The organism is Clostridium tepidiprofundi DSM 19306 (genome assembly GCF_001594005.1).
GTDB lineage: Bacteria > Bacillota > Clostridia > Clostridiales > Clostridiaceae > Clostridium_AC > Clostridium_AC tepidiprofundi.
Genome location: NZ_LTBA01000036.1, coordinates 1 through 19,646, shown reverse-complemented (window position 1 = coordinate 19,646; position 19,646 = coordinate 1). Strand labels below are relative to the sequence as shown.

17 protein-coding genes, 26 tRNA genes and 1 other RNA gene are annotated in these 19,646 nt (G+C 32.0%); 5 read left to right on the top strand and 39 right to left on the bottom strand.

The genetic code is table 11. The features are described from left to right. Positions 1-297: 297 nt before the first annotated feature. Entirely contained in the window at positions 298-639 is a 342-nt protein-coding gene (locus CLTEP_RS15325) for an AAA family ATPase (protein WP_066826673.1), read from the bottom strand. Next, on the bottom strand, positions 630-938 hold the full coding sequence (locus CLTEP_RS15320) for an ATP-binding protein (RefSeq protein ID WP_242863927.1): 309 nt from the start codon (positions 936-938) through the stop codon (positions 630-632). Before CLTEP_RS15320 ends, CLTEP_RS15325 begins: the two co-directional genes overlap by 10 nt. Before the next feature lie 247 nt (positions 939-1,185). On the opposite strand from CLTEP_RS15320, the gene CLTEP_RS10995 reads away from it, so the two are divergent. Further along, a complete protein-coding gene (locus tag CLTEP_RS10995) occupies positions 1,186-1,596 on the top strand; it encodes a hypothetical protein (RefSeq protein WP_066826670.1) in 411 nt (136 codons plus the stop codon). A gap of 314 nt (positions 1,597-1,910) precedes the next feature. Here the strand turns inward: CLTEP_RS10995 and ssrA are convergent. Together ssrA and smpB are read right to left on the bottom strand one after the other, a co-directional pair. Continuing rightward, positions 1,911-2,243: a transfer-messenger RNA gene (gene ssrA, locus CLTEP_RS10990) on the bottom strand. A gap of 168 nt (positions 2,244-2,411) precedes the next feature. After that, positions 2,412-2,885, bottom strand: coding sequence for an SsrA-binding protein SmpB (gene smpB, locus CLTEP_RS10985; RefSeq protein ID WP_066826668.1), 474 nt, complete (start codon positions 2,883-2,885; stop codon positions 2,412-2,414). Positions 2,886-3,287: 402 nt separating this feature from the next. On the opposite strand from smpB, the gene CLTEP_RS10980 reads away from it, so the two are divergent. Further along, positions 3,288-3,593 (top strand): hypothetical protein, encoded by a 306-nt coding sequence (locus tag CLTEP_RS10980; protein WP_066826666.1) that lies wholly within the window; start codon positions 3,288-3,290, stop codon positions 3,591-3,593. A gap of 63 nt (positions 3,594-3,656) precedes the next feature. On the opposite strand, the gene rnr is transcribed toward CLTEP_RS10980, so the two are convergent. The 4 genes from rnr to CLTEP_RS10960 all read right to left on the bottom strand — a co-directional run bounded on the left by rnr (position 3,657) and on the right by CLTEP_RS10960 (position 10,144). Beyond that, positions 3,657-5,858 (bottom strand): ribonuclease R, encoded by a 2,202-nt coding sequence (rnr, locus tag CLTEP_RS10975; protein WP_066826664.1) that lies wholly within the window; start codon positions 5,856-5,858, stop codon positions 3,657-3,659. Positions 5,859-6,303: 445 nt separating this feature from the next. After that, a complete protein-coding gene (locus CLTEP_RS10970) occupies positions 6,304-7,020 on the bottom strand; it encodes a pseudouridine synthase (protein ID WP_066826662.1) in 717 nt (238 codons plus the stop codon). A 118-nt stretch (positions 7,021-7,138) separates the two neighbouring features. Then, a complete protein-coding gene (locus tag CLTEP_RS10965) occupies positions 7,139-9,187 on the bottom strand; it encodes a triple tyrosine motif-containing protein (RefSeq protein WP_066826661.1) in 2,049 nt (682 codons plus the stop codon). A 246-nt stretch (positions 9,188-9,433) separates the two neighbouring features. Beyond that, positions 9,434-10,144 (bottom strand): phosphatase PAP2 family protein, encoded by a 711-nt coding sequence (locus tag CLTEP_RS10960; RefSeq protein WP_084364904.1) that lies wholly within the window; start codon positions 10,142-10,144, stop codon positions 9,434-9,436. Positions 10,145-10,309: 165 nt separating this feature from the next. On the opposite strand from CLTEP_RS10960, the gene CLTEP_RS15100 reads away from it, so the two are divergent. Further along, on the top strand, positions 10,310-10,471 hold the full coding sequence (locus tag CLTEP_RS15100) for a hypothetical protein (RefSeq protein WP_169798787.1): 162 nt from the start codon (positions 10,310-10,312) through the stop codon (positions 10,469-10,471). Positions 10,472-11,750: 1,279 nt separating this feature from the next. Here the strand turns inward: CLTEP_RS15100 and CLTEP_RS10955 are convergent. From CLTEP_RS10955 to CLTEP_RS10805, 31 genes are all read right to left on the bottom strand, one after another. Next, positions 11,751-12,188, bottom strand: coding sequence for a YaiI/YqxD family protein (locus tag CLTEP_RS10955; protein ID WP_066826660.1), 438 nt, complete (start codon positions 12,186-12,188; stop codon positions 11,751-11,753). Between the two features lie 100 nt (positions 12,189-12,288). After that, positions 12,289-12,732, bottom strand: coding sequence for a HepT-like ribonuclease domain-containing protein (locus tag CLTEP_RS10950; protein WP_066826658.1), 444 nt, complete (start codon positions 12,730-12,732; stop codon positions 12,289-12,291). Next, positions 12,719-13,144: a nucleotidyltransferase domain-containing protein gene (locus CLTEP_RS10945; protein ID WP_066826657.1), complete on the bottom strand. Its 426-nt coding sequence runs from the start codon at positions 13,142-13,144 to the stop codon at positions 12,719-12,721. The genes CLTEP_RS10950 and CLTEP_RS10945 overlap by 14 nt, the downstream gene beginning before the upstream one ends. 312 nt (positions 13,145-13,456) lie before the next feature. After that, a tRNA-Arg gene (locus tag CLTEP_RS10940) sits at positions 13,457-13,533 on the bottom strand. Between the two features lie 65 nt (positions 13,534-13,598). Continuing rightward, positions 13,599-13,672 (bottom strand) — tRNA-Gly (locus tag CLTEP_RS10935). 5 nt (positions 13,673-13,677) lie between these two features. After that, positions 13,678-13,753: transfer RNA gene (locus CLTEP_RS10930), tRNA-Gly, on the bottom strand. A gap of 34 nt (positions 13,754-13,787) precedes the next feature. After that, positions 13,788-13,871, bottom strand: a tRNA-Leu gene (locus CLTEP_RS10925). Between the two features lie 16 nt (positions 13,872-13,887). Further along, positions 13,888-13,963 (bottom strand) — tRNA-Lys (locus CLTEP_RS10920). Between the two features lie 4 nt (positions 13,964-13,967). Beyond that, positions 13,968-14,043, bottom strand: a tRNA-Gln gene (locus CLTEP_RS10915). Positions 14,044-14,050: 7 nt separating this feature from the next. After that, a tRNA-His gene (locus CLTEP_RS10910) sits at positions 14,051-14,126 on the bottom strand. Between the two features lie 5 nt (positions 14,127-14,131). Next, a tRNA-Arg gene (locus CLTEP_RS10905) sits at positions 14,132-14,208 on the bottom strand. 9 nt (positions 14,209-14,217) lie between these two features. Further along, positions 14,218-14,291, bottom strand: a tRNA-Gly gene (locus CLTEP_RS10900). Positions 14,292-14,294: 3 nt separating this feature from the next. Further along, positions 14,295-14,370, bottom strand: a tRNA-Gly gene (locus CLTEP_RS10895). Between the two features lie 34 nt (positions 14,371-14,404). Then, positions 14,405-14,488, bottom strand: a tRNA-Leu gene (locus tag CLTEP_RS10890). Between the two features lie 16 nt (positions 14,489-14,504). After that, positions 14,505-14,580: transfer RNA gene (locus CLTEP_RS10885), tRNA-Lys, on the bottom strand. A gap of 4 nt (positions 14,581-14,584) precedes the next feature. After that, positions 14,585-14,660 (bottom strand) — tRNA-Gln (locus tag CLTEP_RS10880). A gap of 7 nt (positions 14,661-14,667) precedes the next feature. Then, a tRNA-His gene (locus CLTEP_RS10875) sits at positions 14,668-14,743 on the bottom strand. Positions 14,744-14,748: 5 nt separating this feature from the next. Continuing rightward, positions 14,749-14,825 (bottom strand) — tRNA-Arg (locus CLTEP_RS10870). A gap of 9 nt (positions 14,826-14,834) precedes the next feature. Beyond that, positions 14,835-14,908 (bottom strand) — tRNA-Gly (locus CLTEP_RS10865). A 5-nt stretch (positions 14,909-14,913) separates the two neighbouring features. Then, positions 14,914-14,989, bottom strand: a tRNA-Gly gene (locus CLTEP_RS10860). Positions 14,990-14,995: 6 nt separating this feature from the next. Continuing rightward, positions 14,996-15,071: transfer RNA gene (locus tag CLTEP_RS10855), tRNA-Pro, on the bottom strand. Between the two features lie 4 nt (positions 15,072-15,075). Further along, a tRNA-Lys gene (locus tag CLTEP_RS10850) sits at positions 15,076-15,151 on the bottom strand. A 6-nt stretch (positions 15,152-15,157) separates the two neighbouring features. Further along, a tRNA-Arg gene (locus CLTEP_RS10845) sits at positions 15,158-15,234 on the bottom strand. Between the two features lie 9 nt (positions 15,235-15,243). Then, positions 15,244-15,317 (bottom strand) — tRNA-Gly (locus CLTEP_RS10840). A 5-nt stretch (positions 15,318-15,322) separates the two neighbouring features. After that, a tRNA-Gly gene (locus CLTEP_RS10835) sits at positions 15,323-15,398 on the bottom strand. 6 nt (positions 15,399-15,404) lie between these two features. After that, a tRNA-Pro gene (locus tag CLTEP_RS10830) sits at positions 15,405-15,480 on the bottom strand. Between the two features lie 3 nt (positions 15,481-15,483). Continuing rightward, positions 15,484-15,559 (bottom strand) — tRNA-Lys (locus CLTEP_RS10825). 9 nt (positions 15,560-15,568) lie between these two features. Continuing rightward, positions 15,569-15,642, bottom strand: a tRNA-Gly gene (locus CLTEP_RS10820). Positions 15,643-15,663: 21 nt separating this feature from the next. Continuing rightward, positions 15,664-15,739: transfer RNA gene (locus CLTEP_RS10815), tRNA-Pro, on the bottom strand. Between the two features lie 1,101 nt (positions 15,740-16,840). Next, entirely contained in the window at positions 16,841-17,314 is a 474-nt protein-coding gene (locus CLTEP_RS10810) for a metallophosphoesterase (RefSeq protein WP_066826656.1), read from the bottom strand. Between the two features lie 14 nt (positions 17,315-17,328). Beyond that, positions 17,329-17,931 (bottom strand): XTP/dITP diphosphatase, encoded by a 603-nt coding sequence (locus tag CLTEP_RS10805; RefSeq protein ID WP_066826654.1) that lies wholly within the window; start codon positions 17,929-17,931, stop codon positions 17,329-17,331. A gap of 127 nt (positions 17,932-18,058) precedes the next feature. On the opposite strand from CLTEP_RS10805, the gene CLTEP_RS10800 reads away from it, so the two are divergent. Beyond that, entirely contained in the window at positions 18,059-19,459 is a 1,401-nt protein-coding gene (locus CLTEP_RS10800; protein WP_066826652.1) for a hypothetical protein, read from the top strand. Positions 19,460-19,461: 2 nt separating this feature from the next. Then, the coding region (locus tag CLTEP_RS15240; RefSeq protein WP_207644329.1) for a hypothetical protein at positions 19,462-19,646 on the top strand (185 nt) is incomplete at its 3' end.

Genomic DNA, 19,646 nt, shown 5'->3' with positions numbered 1-19,646 from the left:
TGTAAAATAACATTTTAGTGCGATTCTCTAGCATCACCTAGTACAGGAAAACATTAAAATTCAATATTACAAATTGAGTCGTAAAGTCATTTGTAAATTATTGTAATGATTTTTGCTCATTTAAAGTACTAAACTAAAAATAATTACATTAGCCTAAACCAATACAATTATATTATAATCCTCTTTTTTTATATTTTCTATAATTTTCAACAAAAGAAACATTTTTTCTCCACGTATCAATAAATAGCTACAAAGATTGTTCGTTTCACTTCCAATCTTTGTAAAGTATCAGGCACCTTACAAAAACTGGACTGCAGTTTTTGTTGCTATTTGTAAATATTGAGGTATACCACCTACAATACCATAAGAAATTACTTGATTTTGTATACTATAGTTTTGAAAAAAATTTATACTATCAAAAAAATCAAAAGGTTCTATTTTCATCTGTGAAGTTCTTCTGCCATAAAGCGGACTCTTATAGGATAAAATCTCTTTTTCCATAAAGCTCATAGAACAACCACATATTATAATGAATAATTTACTATTTTTCAAATTATGGTCAATTAAATTTTGCATAAGAGATGGTATAGATTTATTTGCCATAGCTATATAAGGAAATTCATCAATTACTAGTACCAAAGAAGTATCCTGGGCTTTTTTATTAAGAAATAGGAAGGCTTTTTCCCATGATTCAAATGAAGACATATAATCCAACATATCATAATGTTCAAAAATTTTTTAGAAAATTTTTCCAAAGCTATTTTATCGTTATATTCTTCTGCAACAAAAAGTATTGAATTCTTATTTTTGCAAAATTCACTTAATAATCTAGTTTTTCCTATCCTTCTTCTACCGTACATAACTACAAACTGAAATGTATTTTCTAGGTATAACTTTTCAAGAACTTTAAGCTCATGTTTTCTACCAATAAATCTCATTTTTTTACCTTCATTCATTTGATACATCATGATAGCTATTTGATATATTATTCTTCGACTTGTTAATATTATACCACATATCTATAAACTTAAACGAGAATAACTTAATTACGTTTAAGTTATTCTTGTTTAAGTTATTTGTGTAAACAAAGAGGTCAGACACTTAGAAAAAATTTTAGAATAATATTTCTTAAAAAATATATACTAAAGCATATATTTTAAGAAAAGGAGGAGGATTTCATTTTCAATGACTGAAGAAGAAAAGTCATATATAGCAGGTATTATAGATGGAGAGGGTAGTATAATGCTAATAAAATTCCACAGTAATCAATACCCTTCACCTTGTATTAGTATTAGTTCTACAACTATCGAATTATTAGAATGGATAAAATTCAAAACTAAAGTTGGAACAATTAATAAAAAAAAGAATTATAATCCACAAAAACATAAAAAATCTTACACATATTGTGTTAAGTATAACGATGCTATCAATCTTTTAAAAGAAATAGAACCTTATTTAATAATCGAATCTAAGCGGAAAAGAACCAAATTAATTATAGAAAAGTACAAGAAAGTTACTCCGAGAAATGGAAAATATTCTAAAGAAATGCTCGAGGCAAAAGAAAAATTTTATAATGATTTCATTTCTATAAAATAAAAGACTGGAAATTTCCAGTCTTTTATACTCTATGGTGGAGGCGAGGGGACACATTATTCCATTGTTTCCAAATGGTGCTGACTATATCTTGAACTTAAATTTTAAGTTCCTTGGCGTATTATGAGAATTATAGTATCGTTTTTCAATTCCCATCCTAGTACTCCTTATCCATATGAACTTAGAAGCCTATGAGTCGATACAGGGCTGTTGGATTTCTCCACATACCCCTCGGTATTACCTTCACCCTAAGTGCTAAGGTTTCACCGATAAAGCCAAGTTTTCACTTATGGATCACTCCATAAGGCGACTCTTACTGAATCGAACCCCTGTCCGAAAACAACCCCATCTAGGCATCTCCGAGCGCATTCAGTGTTTTAAAATTCCCTCTATGAAACTCCCACTGACAGGATTTTCATTTCGGTAGCTTCATGAATTCCGTTCCTAACTCAAAGCTTTGTTAGGCTCGTTTTCCCACTAGTCGACGCCCTATCCCAGGCCGTGGGCCTCCTAGGTAGAACGAGCAGCTATATTAAGCTGCTAATGCAAAATTATCGTCTGCGTTTATATTTAATTCCTGGTTTTTTAACGCGGGACTAGGATTCCCTCGGCTCGCTTCCTAAATGAAGTACATCCCCGTCGAAACCATTACGCCCCCATGTAATAGCAAGAGCAAACTTCGGTTTCGCAGACATACCAATACTCTATTAAATTTTAAATGAAAAGGCTATCAAAAATCACCCTTACTTGACTATCATACAATAATTATTGAATTTTAGCAAGTGAAAATTTTACACAACATTATTAGTTTTATCTTACTATCTCATAGAATTCTTAATATGCTTCTCAATATCTCTTCTGGCAGCTTTTTCTTTCAATGCCTGTCTCTTATCATAATTATGCTTTCCTTTTGCTACACCCAACTTTACTTTTACTCTCCCTCTCACTAAATATAATGATAGAGGCACTAAAGTATATCCTTGCTGTGAAGTATATCCTATTAGCTTTAGTATTTCATTTTTATGAAGAAGCAATTTTCTTTCTCTAAGTGGATCTTTATTAAATATATTTCCTTGTTCATAAGGACTTATATGCATATTACAAACATACACTTCACCATTTCTAATTTGAGCATAGCTATCCTTTAAATTCACCTTACCTGCTCTAATTGACTTTACTTCTGTACCTGAAAGTGCAATTCCAGCTTCATAAGTCTCTTCTATATAATAATCGTGCGAAGCTTTTCTATTTGTTGCAAGCGTATTTTCTAATTTATTTTTCTTTTTAGCCACACAGAACACCACCTTTAAGTATCCATTTTATCTTTATCACTTCAACTCATTGATAAACTTTAATAAATTCCCAATAACTTTATGTACTAATTCTACTACACATTTTATTGCTACGCAACATTTGAGCAACTCATTGATTTATCGCTTCTATAAGACTCCCTCTTCTGTTAGTTGGAGATTGAAGCTTTTTGCTTCAAGGGGAATAGAGTCTCCTCATGAAGTCCCGATGTCTTGCTTTAGCAAAACGAGTTCACTTATACATAACCATTATGTTAAGTTCCATCATTCCAGCACTACTTTGTATTTTGTAAGCTTTACTTTGTATATTGTATTTACAGTTCACTCGAAAATAATTTTGTGGTAAACTTATATATATTCCAAATTATAGAGGGGGTAACTCATTTGCTTGATTTTACACATATATTTTTAATTTTTATAATTATTGTAATTATTTTTATAATATCCCAGTTAGTAATAAGTGCAATCATTGTAGGTGCAACTAGAAAATTAATTGCCAATATATCAAATGAAAAAGTAAAAAAATATACTAATTTATTAAATGGAATAATTAGAATACCAAAATTCCCTATAATATTGGATACTATACAAGCTGGATATGATATTATATCCAAAAACAAAAATATTAGCAGAGAATATAAAAAAGAACTAAAAAATTTATTAATCAAACGAAATATTATCAAGAATTAACAAAATCACATTAAAAATTTCCAGCCAAGTAACTGGAAATTTTTAATGTATTGTCGTAAAATATCAAATTTCTTCTTCTAATTTTTCATTATGTTCATCATAATAATCATGTTCATTGTAATCATTTTCATCATTTTCATCGTTTTCATCATAATCATCGATTAATTTAAAATATACTTCATGTGAATCCATTTCAACCCTATCAACTTTGACTTTAACTTCATCTCCTAATTTGAATATTTTTTTGCTATTCTCGCCTATCAAACAGAGATGCGCTTCATCAAAAATATAATAATCATCATCTAGTGAACTCATATGAACCAATCCTTCGACAGTATTCGGCAATTCAACAAAGAAACCAAAGTTTGTAACAGAAGAAATTATTCCATAATATTCTTCTCCTATTCTCTCACTCATGTACTCAGCCTTTTTCAAATCTTCAACTTCCCTCTCTGCCTCCATTGCAGCTCTTTCTCTCTCTGACGATTGAATAGAAGCACTTTCTACTTCTGCCTTAAGTCTTCTCTCTCTCTTTTCATTAATTTCGCCATGTAAAAACTCTTTTATTATTCTGTGAATTATCAAGTCAGGATATCTTCTTATAGGCGAAGTAAAGTGACAATAATACCTTGCTGCTAATCCAAAATGCCCTACACATTCTGGTGAATATTTTGCTTTCATCATAGAACGAAGCATAAGCGTACTCACTACTGTTTCTTCTTTTTTACCTTTAACCTTTTCTAGTATTTCCTGCATAGCTCTAGGATGAACTTGTTGATTAATCCTAAATACATAACCTAAATTATGAATAAATTCACTAAAATACATTAATTTTTCTTCATCTGGCTCTTCGTGAATCCTATATACAAAAGGAACCTTAGTCCAATACATATATTCTGCAACTGTTTCATTACATACAAGCATAAACTCCTCTATTATCCTATTTGCAATAGCTCTTTCATAAGGCTTAATATCTACTGGTTTACCTAATTTATCTAAAATTATTTTGCTTTCTTCAAAATCAAAATCAATACTTCCTCTTTGTGTTCTCTTTTCATTCAGTATTAAACACAATTCCTCCATTGTTTTAAAATCATCATATAGATACTTATATTTTTCTATTAATTCTTCATCATTATCTCTCAAAATTTTTGTTACATCCTTGTATGTCATTCTTTCATTAGTTTTTATTATGCTCTCAAATATTTCATGTTCTACAACTTTTCCTTTTTTATTGATTTCCATCATGCATGTTAATGCTAGTCTATCCACTTTAGGATTAAGACTGCAAACACCATTAGAAAGCTTCTTAGGAAGCATTGGAACTACTCTATCGATTAGGTATACCGAAGTTCCCCTCTTAAAAGCTTCCTTATCGAGTACATTCTTTTCTCTCACATAGTAAGAAACATCTGCAATATGAACTCCTAATTTATAATTACCATTAGGCAACCTTTCAATGGATACTGCATCATCTAAATCCTTAGCATCTTCTCCATCAATTGTAACCATTCTTAAGTCTCTTAAATCTCTTCTTGTTTTATATTCCTGCTCCGGTATTTCTTCTGGTATACCTTCTGTATAATTCAGAACCTTTTGTGAAAATTTTTCTGGTAGCTTATGCTTTCTTATTATAGTTAATATGTCTATACCTTTGTCACCTTTATTCCCTAATATTTCTATAATTCTTCCTTCTGGATTTCTTCTTTTCTTAGGCCACTTCGTAATTTCTGCAACCACTATTTGACCATCTTTAGCACCATTAATCTGTTCCTTTGATATAAATACATCTTGATAAATCCTCTTATCATATGGCACAACAAAACCGAACTGTTCACTCTCTTCAAACACACCTATAACAGTCTTATTTGCCCTTTCAATTATATCATGTACTTCCCCTTCACTTTTTTTACCATGTAATTTATGCCTTGTTATCTTAACTAAAACCTTATCACCATTCATAGCGCCATTTACACCTGTTATTGGTATAAATATATCCTGTCTTTCTCCCTCACATATTACAAATCCATATCCTTTAGAATTACCTTGAAATCTACCAACTATTAGTCCCATTCTTTCAGGAACACCATAATGTTCAGTTCTTGTTTTAATTATTTTTCCTTCACGTTCCATTGATTTTAGCAGTTTCTTAAAATCCTTCATTTCATGCTTTCCTACACCAAAAACAGCCGCAAGCTCATTTACTGTCATTGGTTTATACGCTTTCTCTTTCATAAAACTTATTAATATATCCCTTATATTCATTAATATTTCACCTTTCTTCAATACTGTAAAATTTTATTTATCATTATTATAATCTATATTTTAAAATATACCAAATATTTTCGATAAATTTAAATAAATACAATAAACAAACATTCAATAATATTATCATCCAATAATATTATCACCATAATTTTGATAATTATTTCATAAAAAAAAATCCAGCATTAAGCTGGAGATTATAGACAAAGCATTGTTAGTAAACTATACTTTCATTTGAAAAATTAAATGTAGTTATGAAAGAGTGTTAACAATGCGTTAAATCAATATAACAATTTTATTTTCGACAAATTTCGCTATGATATGCAAAGAAAATAACAGTCTTGGGGAGAGACTGTTATATCAATTAATTAAAAAGGGGGCTGTTATCATATATTTTTCTTTGCAAACTTATTATATTAAATTATTTATAAAAAAGCAAGTATTTTTATACATTTTTTAATAAATTAATTTCATTTTCCGACAATTCTCGGTATTTTCCCTCAGACAATTTTTCATCCAATTGTAGTGGTCCAAAAGCTATTCTTTTCAAATATACTACTTTTTTATCTCTAATTTCAAACATTCTCTTTATTTGGTGGAACTTTCCTTCTTGTATGGTTACCCTAACCTCCGAACCATTTTCATCAGAATTTAATATTTCTAATTTTGCAGGCATACATTTATATCCATCTTCAAGTACAATTCCTTTTTCAAAAGCATCTATATCTTTCTGATCAACTTTTTTGTCGATTTCTGCGTAGTAAATCTTATCCACATGATGCTTAGGAGATATTAATCTATGATTTAATTTTCCATCATTGGTTAAAAGCAAAAGTCCAACCGTATCTTTATCCAATCTTCCTACTGGAAATGGTTCAAAAGCTAAATATTCAAAATCCAGCAAGTCTATAACCGTTTCATCATAGTTATCATATGTTGCCGAAACAACTCCACTTGGTTTATTCATCATTATGTAAATATATTTTCTATAATTCACTTTCTCTCCTGAAACAGTAATAACATCAACTTCTGGATCTATTTTTATACTGCTATCTTTAATTATAACGTTATTTACTTCGACTTCCCCCTTCTTTACTAATGCCTTTATCTCTTTACGACTACCATATCCTAAATTTGAAAGCACTTTATCTAATCTTTCCATTAATTTTTCTCCTTTTATTTTAATTTTCTATTGTAAAAAATAACCCCTAAATATTTGTTATATCAAATACTTAGGGTCAACCAACATAAAACACGACATATAAAATATATAACACTTATTAATTAACTTCAAGTCCTTTTTCAGTAACAAATTCAAATTCACAAAAATCTTCGTAAGCTTTTTTACTATGCATACTTTTACACAAAACTAAAATTTTATATTTTTGCACGCTAAATGGCACAAAGGTATAATAACTCTTACTGCTATATTTTTGTACTAGCCTCCACTCACCATTTTCCATAAGGTAAAATTCATAAATTACCCTTTTACCACCTTCGCAATCTGCATTTATTGTGATAGGAATACCTGTTTTAAATGTCTTTTGATTGCACATTATAGTCGCATTAGTTACAGGAGTAGCTTCTTCTACTTTTAAATCCAAACTGCATTTAGAATCATATTCCTTACTACTATCGATATTTTTTGCATGAAACTCAAAATAATATTTTCCACTACAAATTGCATCAAAACAAAACTTTTTGTTAAATGAATATGAACTTTCCTCAACAAAATGGCCGTTTATATATAACTTATATTTTACCAGTGTTTTTTTTGTTCCTTCAGATATAATTTCCATTGATATCTTATCCCCAACCACATAATTTTCATTCTGCGAAGTTAAAATATATTCTATTTTAGCAGGTACATAATCATTTACTGTAAAATACCTAATCGAATGACTATCATATTCCCTATTAGAATATCTATCTCTCACCTTAATTTCTAATGCGTATTTTCCCTTTTCACTAGGAACAAAAGTAACCCAATTATTTATACCGTAATTAATTTTCTCTATATGCTTTCCATCTTTATAAAGCATAAAACTATATAAAGGTTCAAATCCCCCTGAAACTACAACTTCAACAGAAACTTTTTCGTTAATCAAAATATTATCATTTTTATTAAATATAACATTATCAATTTTTAAAGTCTCAACTTTAGTTTCATCTATAACAAAATCTAAGTAACTATTAGCATCATAATTTTTATTTGATATCGCATCCTTAACTCTTAACTCTATTAAATATTTTCCAGTCTCTTTAGCCTTCCATAAGTATGTATTATCAGAAATAAAACCTGAATCTTCACTTATATTTCCCTTAATAATATATCTATATAAAAGATTTTTGCCTCCAGTAACAAAAGCCTTTAATAATATTTCCGCTCCATTTGGTTGAGGAGAGCATACATCAGTTGTAAAACTATGAATTTCAATTGCTCTATATGCTTTAACACTGTATTTTAAAATAGCTCTATCATCAAATTCATTAACAGAATACAAATCCTTTGCAATACATAAAAGTCTATATTCCCCTGGAAATTGTTCCTTATAAGTAACTAGTTTTTTGGTTGAAAAATCTTGTATGCATTCATTGTTCCCATTTGAATCTATTTTAATAAACTTATACAAAATCAATCTATTATTTTCATATTCAGCATCAACTTGAAACGCTATTTCTTCATCAACAAGTAATTCTGAAGAAACAGTCTTAATATCTAATATTTTAAGTGTTTTTACCTCTTTTACTTCAAATTCGGTCTCGTCTTCATATTCAAATTCACAAATTGAATCTATACGCTTAGCTTCTACTCTGATTTTATTCATTTTTTCACTTGTTGCAGTAAATGTTATAGCATCTTCTAATGAATAATCCTTCAACAATATCCAATTTTCATCATTTTTAATCCAATATCTGTACATAAGATTTTCTTCTGATGTAATCATTTTAACAAATACTTTTTCACCAATATTATAAACTTTTCTATCAATAATAATTTTAAAATTGACCTCACTATATTGTGATTGTATTTCTATATTATCCTCAAATGGTATATCATTAATATGGTACATACTTGAAATTTCAAAAATCTTATCGCTATCTTTGTGCTTATATTGTACTACTATATCACTATTTTCATATTTATTTGAAGACAATTCCACCCAATTCTCTTCATCAAATTCTTTTATTGTCTTCCAAGTAGATTCTTCATCTATCAAAAACCTATATAAAGCATCATCACTTATTTTATTGGCAACCTTAATCATAAATCTATCAATATTATCTTTAGAAACTTTTTTAATACGTACCAGCTTTATATCTTCCATAACAATGCACTCCCCATTTAGACATTTAAAAGAAAATGCCTTAGATATCCTTGTAAATAATTATACTACAATCCATAATTATACATCAACACCTATAGCAACAAACTCCAAATATAAAACCTTTATTTTAGTACTTATTTTATTTTTATTGAATTTTCTATCAATGTATTTTCAAAAATAACTAGTCAGTATGCTAGTCTATTCTTCGCCATACTACATCGTCATAACTCGTTGATAGCTAGGCTATCAACGAAACCTGTCTCCTTGTCTAAGACAAAATATACGTCGCATCTTTGACTTGTTATTTTCTTTCAAATGCTTAATTCCATTTTTGCTTAAATATAAATTAGGAAGTACATATATCATAATACTTAAAACAAGTGCTATACCAATTCCAGCAATTACATCTAAAATTGAATGCTGCTTTATAAATACTGTAGAAGCACATATCAATATCATATTTATAAGCGAAAATAATTTTACCCTTCTAGATGTATTATCACTATTGGCAATTACAGTATGAACACCTATGCTATTCAAAACATGTATACTTGGACATACATTTGTTGGTGGGTCTATATTACGTATAAATGTAACCAAACTTAGGAAAACATCCTTTCCTTCTATTTCCCTTCTTAAATCCTGTCCAGTAGGGAATGCTATAAAAATGATATAACTTATACTCATACCACTTATCAAAAATAATAGCAATTTTAAATAACTCTTTTTATCCTTTAGTCCTAAATAAAGAAATGCAAACCCCATATAAGGAAACCAAAGTAAATATGGTATTATAAAGTATTTAATAAATGGAATATAATTATCAAGTACACAATGCATATTATATTTAGGTTGCATAGATTTTTCACAAGCGTAAAACCACAATAGTAATGGAACAAATAATAGCAGATAAAAAAAATGCTTATTTTTTTTCATAAAAGCAGTTGATATCTTCACTTTATCACCTTTTCACTAAATTATTAGAATTATTATACCAATATAAATTATATCCCATTCCCTAATATTTAAGACAAATAAATTAAACTTATCCATTATAAAATTATTATTTATGTACAAAATAATTATAACAGATGTATAGTTACTTTTAAAAGGGGTGATTCCATGAAAAAGATTATTAGTAAATATAATGCAAATTACACATATAAAAAAAATACTACAGACATTGATAGTATTAAATATCCTGTAGTAGAAAAAACAAATAATGGTTCACTTTTCCCACTTACCATAAAAAATGACGTTGATATGAATGAACTAAAAGAATAGCAACCCAAAGCAAGAACCAGATGATAGGAATTAGGTGCTAGGATGGAAAGAAAGGTAGCAGGTGCTAGGCTAAATCAAGTTTGCTAGAGGACTAGTCGGCTAGTACAGATTTGATATTTGTATGCCAGTATCTGTTTTAGGTACTGGGTACTAGGAGAGAAAAGAAAGTACTAGGTTTTAAGTTTCTAACTAAGTTACAATCTGCTTTGGCGACTAGTGATTGGCGATTAGTGACTTTGCTTTGAGCTCCAGTCTCTAATCTCCAGCTTCTAATACAGATTTGATATCTGACTATCAGTATCTGCATATTAGGTACTAGAAATTAGGTACTGTGTGCTGGGTTTTATGCTCTAACTAAGTAACAATCTGCTTTGGCGACTAGTGACTGGTGATTAGTGACTTTGTTTTAGTCTCCAGTCTCTAGTACAGATTTGTGACTTGACAGCTAGTATTTTATTAGGTACCAAGTACTAGGAATCAGGTAATTAGGTACTATAAGGAAAAGAAGGGGCTAGGAATTGGGTGCTAGGGAATAGAGCAAGTGGACTAGATTGCTAGAGGACTAGTCGGCTAGTACAAATTTGATGTTCGTATGCCAGTATCTGTTTGAGGTACTGGGTACTATGAGGAAAAGAAAGTTCTAGGCTTTAAGTTTCTGACTAAGTCACAATATGGTTTGGTGACTAGTGATTGGTAATTAGTGACTTTGTTTTAGTCTCCAGCTTATCTAATCCCAAATCCCTAGTCCCTAGTCTCCAGCACAGATTTACCATTTGTATATCAGTATCTGTTTTAGGTGCTAGAAATGAAGCAAGTTTGCCAGTCTGCTAGACTGCTAGTGCGGATTTATAACTTGATTGCTATATAAGGCATTTTCAAAAAAATAACTAGTCAGTATGCTAGTCTATTTTGCGAACTACTTCATCGTCGGAACCCGTTGATAGGACCTACTATCAGCGGAACCCAACTCTTTGTATTTCACAAAATATACGTCGCATCTTTGACTTGTTATTTTCTTTCAAATGCCTAATTATAATCAACATACGTTTTTTGTATTGCATTTAAGAAATCGTGTAACGATTTCATCATCAACTAGCTACTAGCCGACTAGAAAACTAGTACTCTCATTATTTGAAGAAATTGTGTAGCGATTTCATCATTAACTAGCCACTAACCCACTGACCGACTGGCAATCTTGTCTTAAAGAAATTGCGTAGCAATTTCAACCTTTACTATTCTCTATTCACTATTCTTTATTCACTAATTTAAATTTTTTTCCTTATTTATACCTAAGCACCAATTTTAACAAATTATTATAAAGCCGTTCATCATCTTCAAAAGTTCTTTTTTTAGGGTTTGCAAACTTTCCACCACCTCGTCTTATTTTAGCAGCAATATGCCTTTGACTTAAAAGTGCATCTATATTGGTATTATCAAATATTTTACCCTTAGGACTAATAGCATGCGCCCCTTTTGCAAGTACCATAGCTGCAACACCATAGTCTTGAGAAACAATGATATCATTCTTTTTACATTCATTAGCAACTTTAATATCAACAGCTTGAGAGCCTTTATCAACATATCTTATATCTGCATAATCACTTCTTAGAATATGGTCTATACTACAAAAAATAATCATCCCAAGTTCATTTTCTTTTGATACTTTTTCTATAATATTCAACCCTGGACATGCATCACCATCAACAATAATTCTCACAAAATCATCTCCACCAAATTAAAAATAAAATCATATTTACATTTCATTCAAGCATTTAAACTAAAATATATTTAAATAAAAATACTGTATTATAAGTTCACTACTTTACTTTCAACATTATTTTTTCAGTAGATATCTCTAAAAATAAATCTAATGTCTGTATTTCTTCCTTACATATAGCTATAATTCTCTGCCTAGATAGTTTTCTTTGATAATAATCATGTGTATATCTATTTCTAAGTCTAACAATTCCTTGTAACTTTTTTGAATCTTCTTTTGATATAAATCCAAACGTTGATGCTAAATCTATTATGTCCGTAGCTGATTTATTAGGTATATAATTATCTGTAGCTACTAAGTACGTTTCACACATATCTATAATAAATTCACAGAATGAATTAAAATATGATATCATAGCATCATCTATTATTTCATCCTCACTGTTAGGATTTCTTCTAAGACATTCTCTTATTTTAGCTAAAAAAACCTTGCTTTGAGAAAATTTTCCCTCTAATTTCTCCTTTTTATATTTATAATAAACCATTTCTGACCAACTCCTTGCTTTTTAAATTTTCTTCCCTAATAATCTCTAAATACTCTCTGTCTCTTTTAAATACAGAATAACCTAATATATAATCTAAATATTCCTCTTCTCGTATTATAATTTTATCATTACTACATATAAATATTTCACTAAATGGATAAACAAATTCGTTTATAAAAGTATAGTGAATATTATCATGTTCAAAATAATTGGGTAGTTTACTATCTAAATATTCTTCTATTTCTATCTCTTTCTTCCAATCCAACTCTCTATTTAATAAAATCATGACGTCTATGTCACTTCTGTTTTTATCCCAACATTCTTCATTATAACTACCAAATGTACAAATTCCTATTATATTATCAAATTTTTCTAGAACTATATCAGATTTACTTATAGGCTTTTTAGTCACTATATCTCACCACCTCATAGTTATACTCAACTATAAACTATTGTTAATATATTAATATTATACCCAACTAATTTAATTATCTCAATTAAATTAGTTTAACTTCATCTTTAATACCATAAGTCATACATTTAAGAAAAAATTAAATAATTTATTTACGTAATTTGATGTGAAAAAAATGTGGGAATTTTTTTATGCTTTCCTAGTGTGGGAAAAGTGTGGAAAAAATAAAAAAATAATAAAAAAAATCACTAAGTAAATCTACTTAGTGAAATCCTTAAAACGTTGATATATCTACCCTACAATAATGCTTGTTGGTGCGCCCAGCGGGAGTCGAACCCACGACCTCCAGATTCGAAGTCTGTTACTCTATCCAACTGAGCTATGAGCGCACTTCAAATGTTAATTAGAAGAATATGCTATCATTGATAAAAAGCTATTAAATTTAAGCATAAAATGGAGCGGGTGAAGGGAATCGAACCCTCACAACCAGCTTGGAAGGCTGGGACTCTACCATTGAGCTACACCCGCATACATGGAGCGGAAAACGGGACTCAAACCCGCGACCTCCACCTTGGCAAGGTGGAGGTCTATCAACTGAACTATTTCCGCATTCATACCATTTTATTTAACTTTCTTTAATTTATGGTGCAGGTGAAGGGAGTCGAACCCCCACGCCATAGGCGCTAGATCCTAAGTCTAGTGCGTCTGCCAATTCCGCCACACCTGCATACTTATTATTTATTTGGTGATCTACCGGGGAATCGAACCCCGGACACCATGATTAAAAGTCATGTGCTCTACCGACTGAGCTAGTAGATCATATTGGCTGGGATAGCAGGATTCGAACCTACGGAATGCCAGAGTCAAAGTCTGGTGCCTTACCACTTGGCTATATCCCAATATATATGGGGTGAACGATGGGGCTCGAACCCACGACAACCAGAGCCACAATCTGGTGCTCTACCAACTGAACTACGTCCACCACATTGGCGCGTCTTAAGGGATTCGAACCCCTGGCACACGGCTTAGAAGGCCGTTGCTCTATCCAACTGAGCTAAAGACGCTTATTTTAATGGAGCGGGTGAAGGGAATCGAACCCTCACAGCCAGCTTGGAAGGCTGGAACTCTACCATTGAGCTACACCCGCATATGGAGCGGAAAACGGGACTCAAACCCGCGACCTCCACCTTGGCAAGGTGGCATTCTATCAACTGAACTATTTCCGCATTCATACCATTTTATTTAACTTTCTTTAATTTATGGTGCAGGTGAAGGGAGTCGAACCCCCACGCCATAGGCGCTAGATCCTAAGTCTAGTGCGTCTGCCAATTCCGCCACACCTGCATACTTATTATTTATTTGGTGATCTACCGGGGAATCGAACCCCGGACACCATGATTAAAAGTCATGTGCTCTACCGACTGAGCTAGTAGATCATATTGGCTGGGATAGCAGGATTCGAACCTACGGAATGCCAGAGTCAAAGTCTGGTGCCTTACCACTTGGCTATATCCCAATATATATGGGGTGAACGATGGGGCTCGAACCCACGACAACCAGAGCCACAATCTGGTGCTCTACCAACTGAACTACGTCCACCACATTGGCGCGTCTTAAGGGATTCGAACCCCTGGCACACGGCTTAGAAGGCCGTTGCTCTATCCAACTGAGCTAAAGACGCTTATCTTAATGGAGCGGGTGAAGGGAATCGAACCCTCACAGCCAGCTTGGAAGGCTGGAACTCTACCATTGAGCTACACCCGCATACATGGAGCGGAAAACGGGACTCAAACCCGCGACCTCCACCTTGGCAAGGTGGCATTCTATCAACTGAACTATTTCCGCATTTCTTGGTCGGGGTGACAGGGCTTGAACCTGCGACCTCATGCTCCCAAAGCACGCGCGCTCCCATCTGCGCCACACCCCGTTTTTGGTACACCATCAGGGACTCGAACCCTGGACACCCTGATTAAGAGTCAGGTGCTCTACCATCTGAGCTAATGGTGCTTAATATGGTGCGTCTTAAGGGATTCGAACCCCTGGCACACGGCTTAGAAGGCCGTTGCTCTATCCAACTGAGCTAAAGACGCTTATCTTAATGGAGCGGGTGAAGGGAATCGAACCCTCACAGCCAGCTTGGAAGGCTGGAACTCTACCATTGAGCTACACCCGCATACATGGAGCGGAAAACGGGACTCAAACCCGCGACCTCCACCTTGGCAAGGTGGCATTCTATCAACTGAACTATTTCCGCATTTCTTGGTCGGGGTGACAGGGCTTGAACCTGCGACCTCATGCTCCCAAAGCACGCGCGCTCCCATCTGCGCCACACCCCGTTTTGGTACACCATCAGGGACTCGAACCCTGGACACCCTGATTAAGAGTCAGGTGCTCTACCATCTGAGCTAATGGTGCTTGTCATACTGGAGCGGGTGAAGGGAATCGAACCCTCACAGCCAGCTTGGAAGGCTGGAACTCTACCATTGAGCTACACCCGCATGTCAAACAAAACTCATACATGGTCGGGGTGACAGGGCTTGAACCTGCGACCTCATGCTCCCAAAGCACGCGCGCTCCCATCTGCGCCACACCCCGAAAATTCAATCTTAACTCTCTTATCTATCGCTCGGTATCGGGTTCGCCCTCAACCGACGACGTAGATTATTCTACACTATATATTTAAATTCGTCAATACTTTTTTTAATATTTTTTTCTATAAAATTAAACTAAGAATAATTTAAATAGTCAAATTTTTCTGTCACGCCATTTAATGTAAACAGTAAATAGCAATCAGGCTTTAGTCTCCAACTAAGTTACAATCTGCTTTGGCGACTGATGACTATTTATTAGTCTCTAATCTCTAGTCTCCAATCTCCAGTACAGATTTGTAACTTGACAGCTATTATCTTATTAGGTACTAGGTGCTAGAAGAGAAAGGAAGATGCTAGTATTTATTCTCTGACTAAGTCACAATATGGTTTGGTGATTGGCGATTGGCGATTAGTAACTTTTTTTAGTCTCCAGTCTCTAATCTCCAGTTTCCAATACAGATTTGTGACTTGACAGCTATTGTCTTATTAGGTACTAGGTGCTAGAAGAGAAAGGAAGGTGCTAGTACTAAAAGCGAGTGGACTAGATTGCTAGAGGGCTAGTCGGCTAGTACAAATTTAATGTTCGTATGCCAGTATCTGTTTGAGGTACTGGGTACTATGAGGAAAAGAAAGTTCTAGGCTTTAAGTTTCTGACTAAGTCACAATATGGTTTGGTGATTGGCGATTGGCGATTGGTAACTTTTTTTAGTCTCCAGCTTATCTAATCCCAAATCCCTAGTCCCTAGTCTCCAGCACAGATTTACCATTTGTATACCAGTATCTGTTTGAGGTACTAGAAATGAAACAAGTTTGCCAGGCTGCTAGAGGACTAGAAGGCTAGTACAAATTTGTAACTTGGCTGCTATATACTTACAACCAGAAAATGCTTTGTATTGCATTTAAGAAATCGTGTAACGATTTCATCATCAACTAGCAACTAGCCGACTAAAAAACTAGTACTCTCATTATTTGAAGAAATTGCGTAGCAATTTCAACCTTAACTAGCCACTAGCCCACTGACCGACTGGCAATCTTATCTTGAAGAAATTGCGTAGCAATTTCAACCTTTACTATTCTCTATTCACTATTCTCTATTATTAGTTTACTATTCTATCTCAACTATAGAAGGTGTTATTACACCGTTATTAATTTCAATAAAAGCAATACTGTTAAACATTCCTCTTGATACCGAAGCACTACCCGGATTAATAAACCATATACCATCATTGCATTCTATATTTGCTATATGTGTATGTCCATACAAAACAATATCTGCTCCAACTTCTAATGCTCTATATTTTAAGTTCATTAAGTTATATTTAACAGAATACTTATGACCATGAGTAATTAATATTCTTTTGCCTCCTATTGTTTCAATCCTTTCACTTGGTGACCTCAATGAAAAATCACAATTTCCTCTAACACTATAAATTGGATTACTAAAAGCTAACACCATTTCATCTACATCCTCGGCATTATCACCTAAATGTATTAAAACATCAGCATTCTTTATCTTTTTTAATACTTTTCTAATCTGACTTCTTCTCTTGTGGGTATCACTAACTACAGCTAAAATCATAATATTGCCTCCATCTAAATCAATTTTAGTTTATTCATCTCCTCTACTAATTTTTGAAGAGCATTTCCTCTATGACTTATTGAATTTTTCTGTTCAGAAGTCATTTGTGCAAATGTCTTATCAAATTCAGGCACATAAAAAAGAGGATCATATCCAAATCCCGAATCGCCTACATACTTATCTGTTATATAACCTTTTGATTCACCTTCCACATTAATAACGGTATCTTTATCCACTATTAAGACAATGGCACAAACAAATTTTGCTGTTCTTTTTTCAAAAGGTACATCTCTAAGTAAATTCAATAGCTTTTCATTATTCTTTTTAAAATTTGCATGCTCACCAGCAAACCTAGCAGAATAAACTCCTGGTGCTCCATTTAAAGCATCTACCATTAATCCTGTATCATCTGCCATAACCATGTAATCACTCATTATATTGAATATTGTATTTGCTTTTATAGCCGCATTTTCCATAAAAGTAGTTCCATTTTCTTCAATATCTATATCTATTCCGACATCTTTCAGCGATAGAATTTCCATATTAAAATCTTTCAATATTTCTCGTATTTCCTTTATTTTATGCTCATTATTACTTGCTACTATTAATTTTTTCATTTAACTCTTCCTTTCACACTAAATTCTATAATTTCATACATTTTTGCAAATTAATTTCATTGGACAAGCACTTTTTTCGAATATTAATCATATTATCTTATATGGATTAATATATGGTGGTGTTAATTTGAAATATATAGGACCATTTTTGCGAATCAACATAATAAATAAAAACAATATAAACAATCAAATGTTTCACTTATCAAAAGAAACTTTAAAACATTTAACTCTACAATCACATTGTGGCATATCAATTACACCAAATGACTTTATTAAGCACTCCTCCGATATTGATATTAACACAATAAAAGATTTTTATCCACTTTTATGTATATACAAAAAAGCTAATCCAAAGCTAATAACTCAAGACAATACTCTCCTTTGGAATGAAGAAAAATTCAAAAAGGAAATAAACATTTTCTCAAACAGCTTAATGACGCTTTCTCTATTAGAATTAGTAGATTATTATTCTAGCTTTGAAAATATTGATGAAAAAAATTTTAATCTAAGAAATATTTATTTACGTTTAGCTCAAAAACAATTGGAATTTTATGCTGCTAATTTAAGAAACTCTGAAGGAGTCTTTGTAGATAAAATAGATGTATCTGAATCATTGATAGATAAAACTAAATTCGAAGAAAAATCAAAAAAATTCAAGTACTCTGATCAAGCACTTCTTATGTGTGCTTACTATAAGTACTCAACATATGACAATAGTAAAATAGGAATGGAATATAAGAACTTCTCCTTTGATATATTAAATATGCTTATTTTCTATAAAGAAGAACTTTATGAACTACCAAATAGCGAACTACTAAAACTTTGCATAGCTATGAACATATTTTATGATTATTCAAAAGAATTGATGGCAAAATCATTAATGCTCGATTTATCAGACCTTTTAATAGAAAGATATAAACTTCAAACTTCATTTAACAGCAAAAATAAACTTGAAAACAGCTGTATGCTCTACTTTAATTTTGAATTTATGTATTCAAATTCTGATATATTAAAATTTAAAGACAGTGCAGAAGATGTATATTCAAAATTACTACAACTATACAATGATGATTTGGGTATTTTTGTAAAAAAATCAGACGACAAAAAAATCAAATATTCTTGCAGCGATATACTTTTATATTTATATTCAACAATGATACATTCTACTCTTCACGAAGACAGGAGTTCTGAACGCATAATTACTGAAATTTTCAAAAATCAAGTAATAAATTCAGGAATAATACTAAGTTGGCCTGATACTCCAAATTTAAACAATGCAGAACGTTATCGAAATTATAGCCTTAATTCGGATGACTTAATAGATGATATTAATTTTAGAATGCCTACATTTTCTACTCCTACAAATAATGAATTTGCTTCAGTATTTATAAAAAGTATACAATTTAATAAGAAAAAAGGAACATTTAAACCTTACAAGCTTACATTTGATAGCAGTAAGAATATGCTTATTTTCTTCACATCAATCTATTATCACAATCACATAAAGGTTAGTTTAGAGGAGTTTTGACTATGAAAATTTTATACTATAACTGCAAAAAAATTTCCAAAGAAAACGATATTCCACTAAGTGAACTACTCGCCACTTACTTCGTTGAAGTGGGAGCTTCTTGGTCAATAGCACCAACGTGCCAAGTTTACCCAAGCTCAAAAGGTCGCACCGACCTCGATATAATACCAGTTTTATTTCCTGGCAA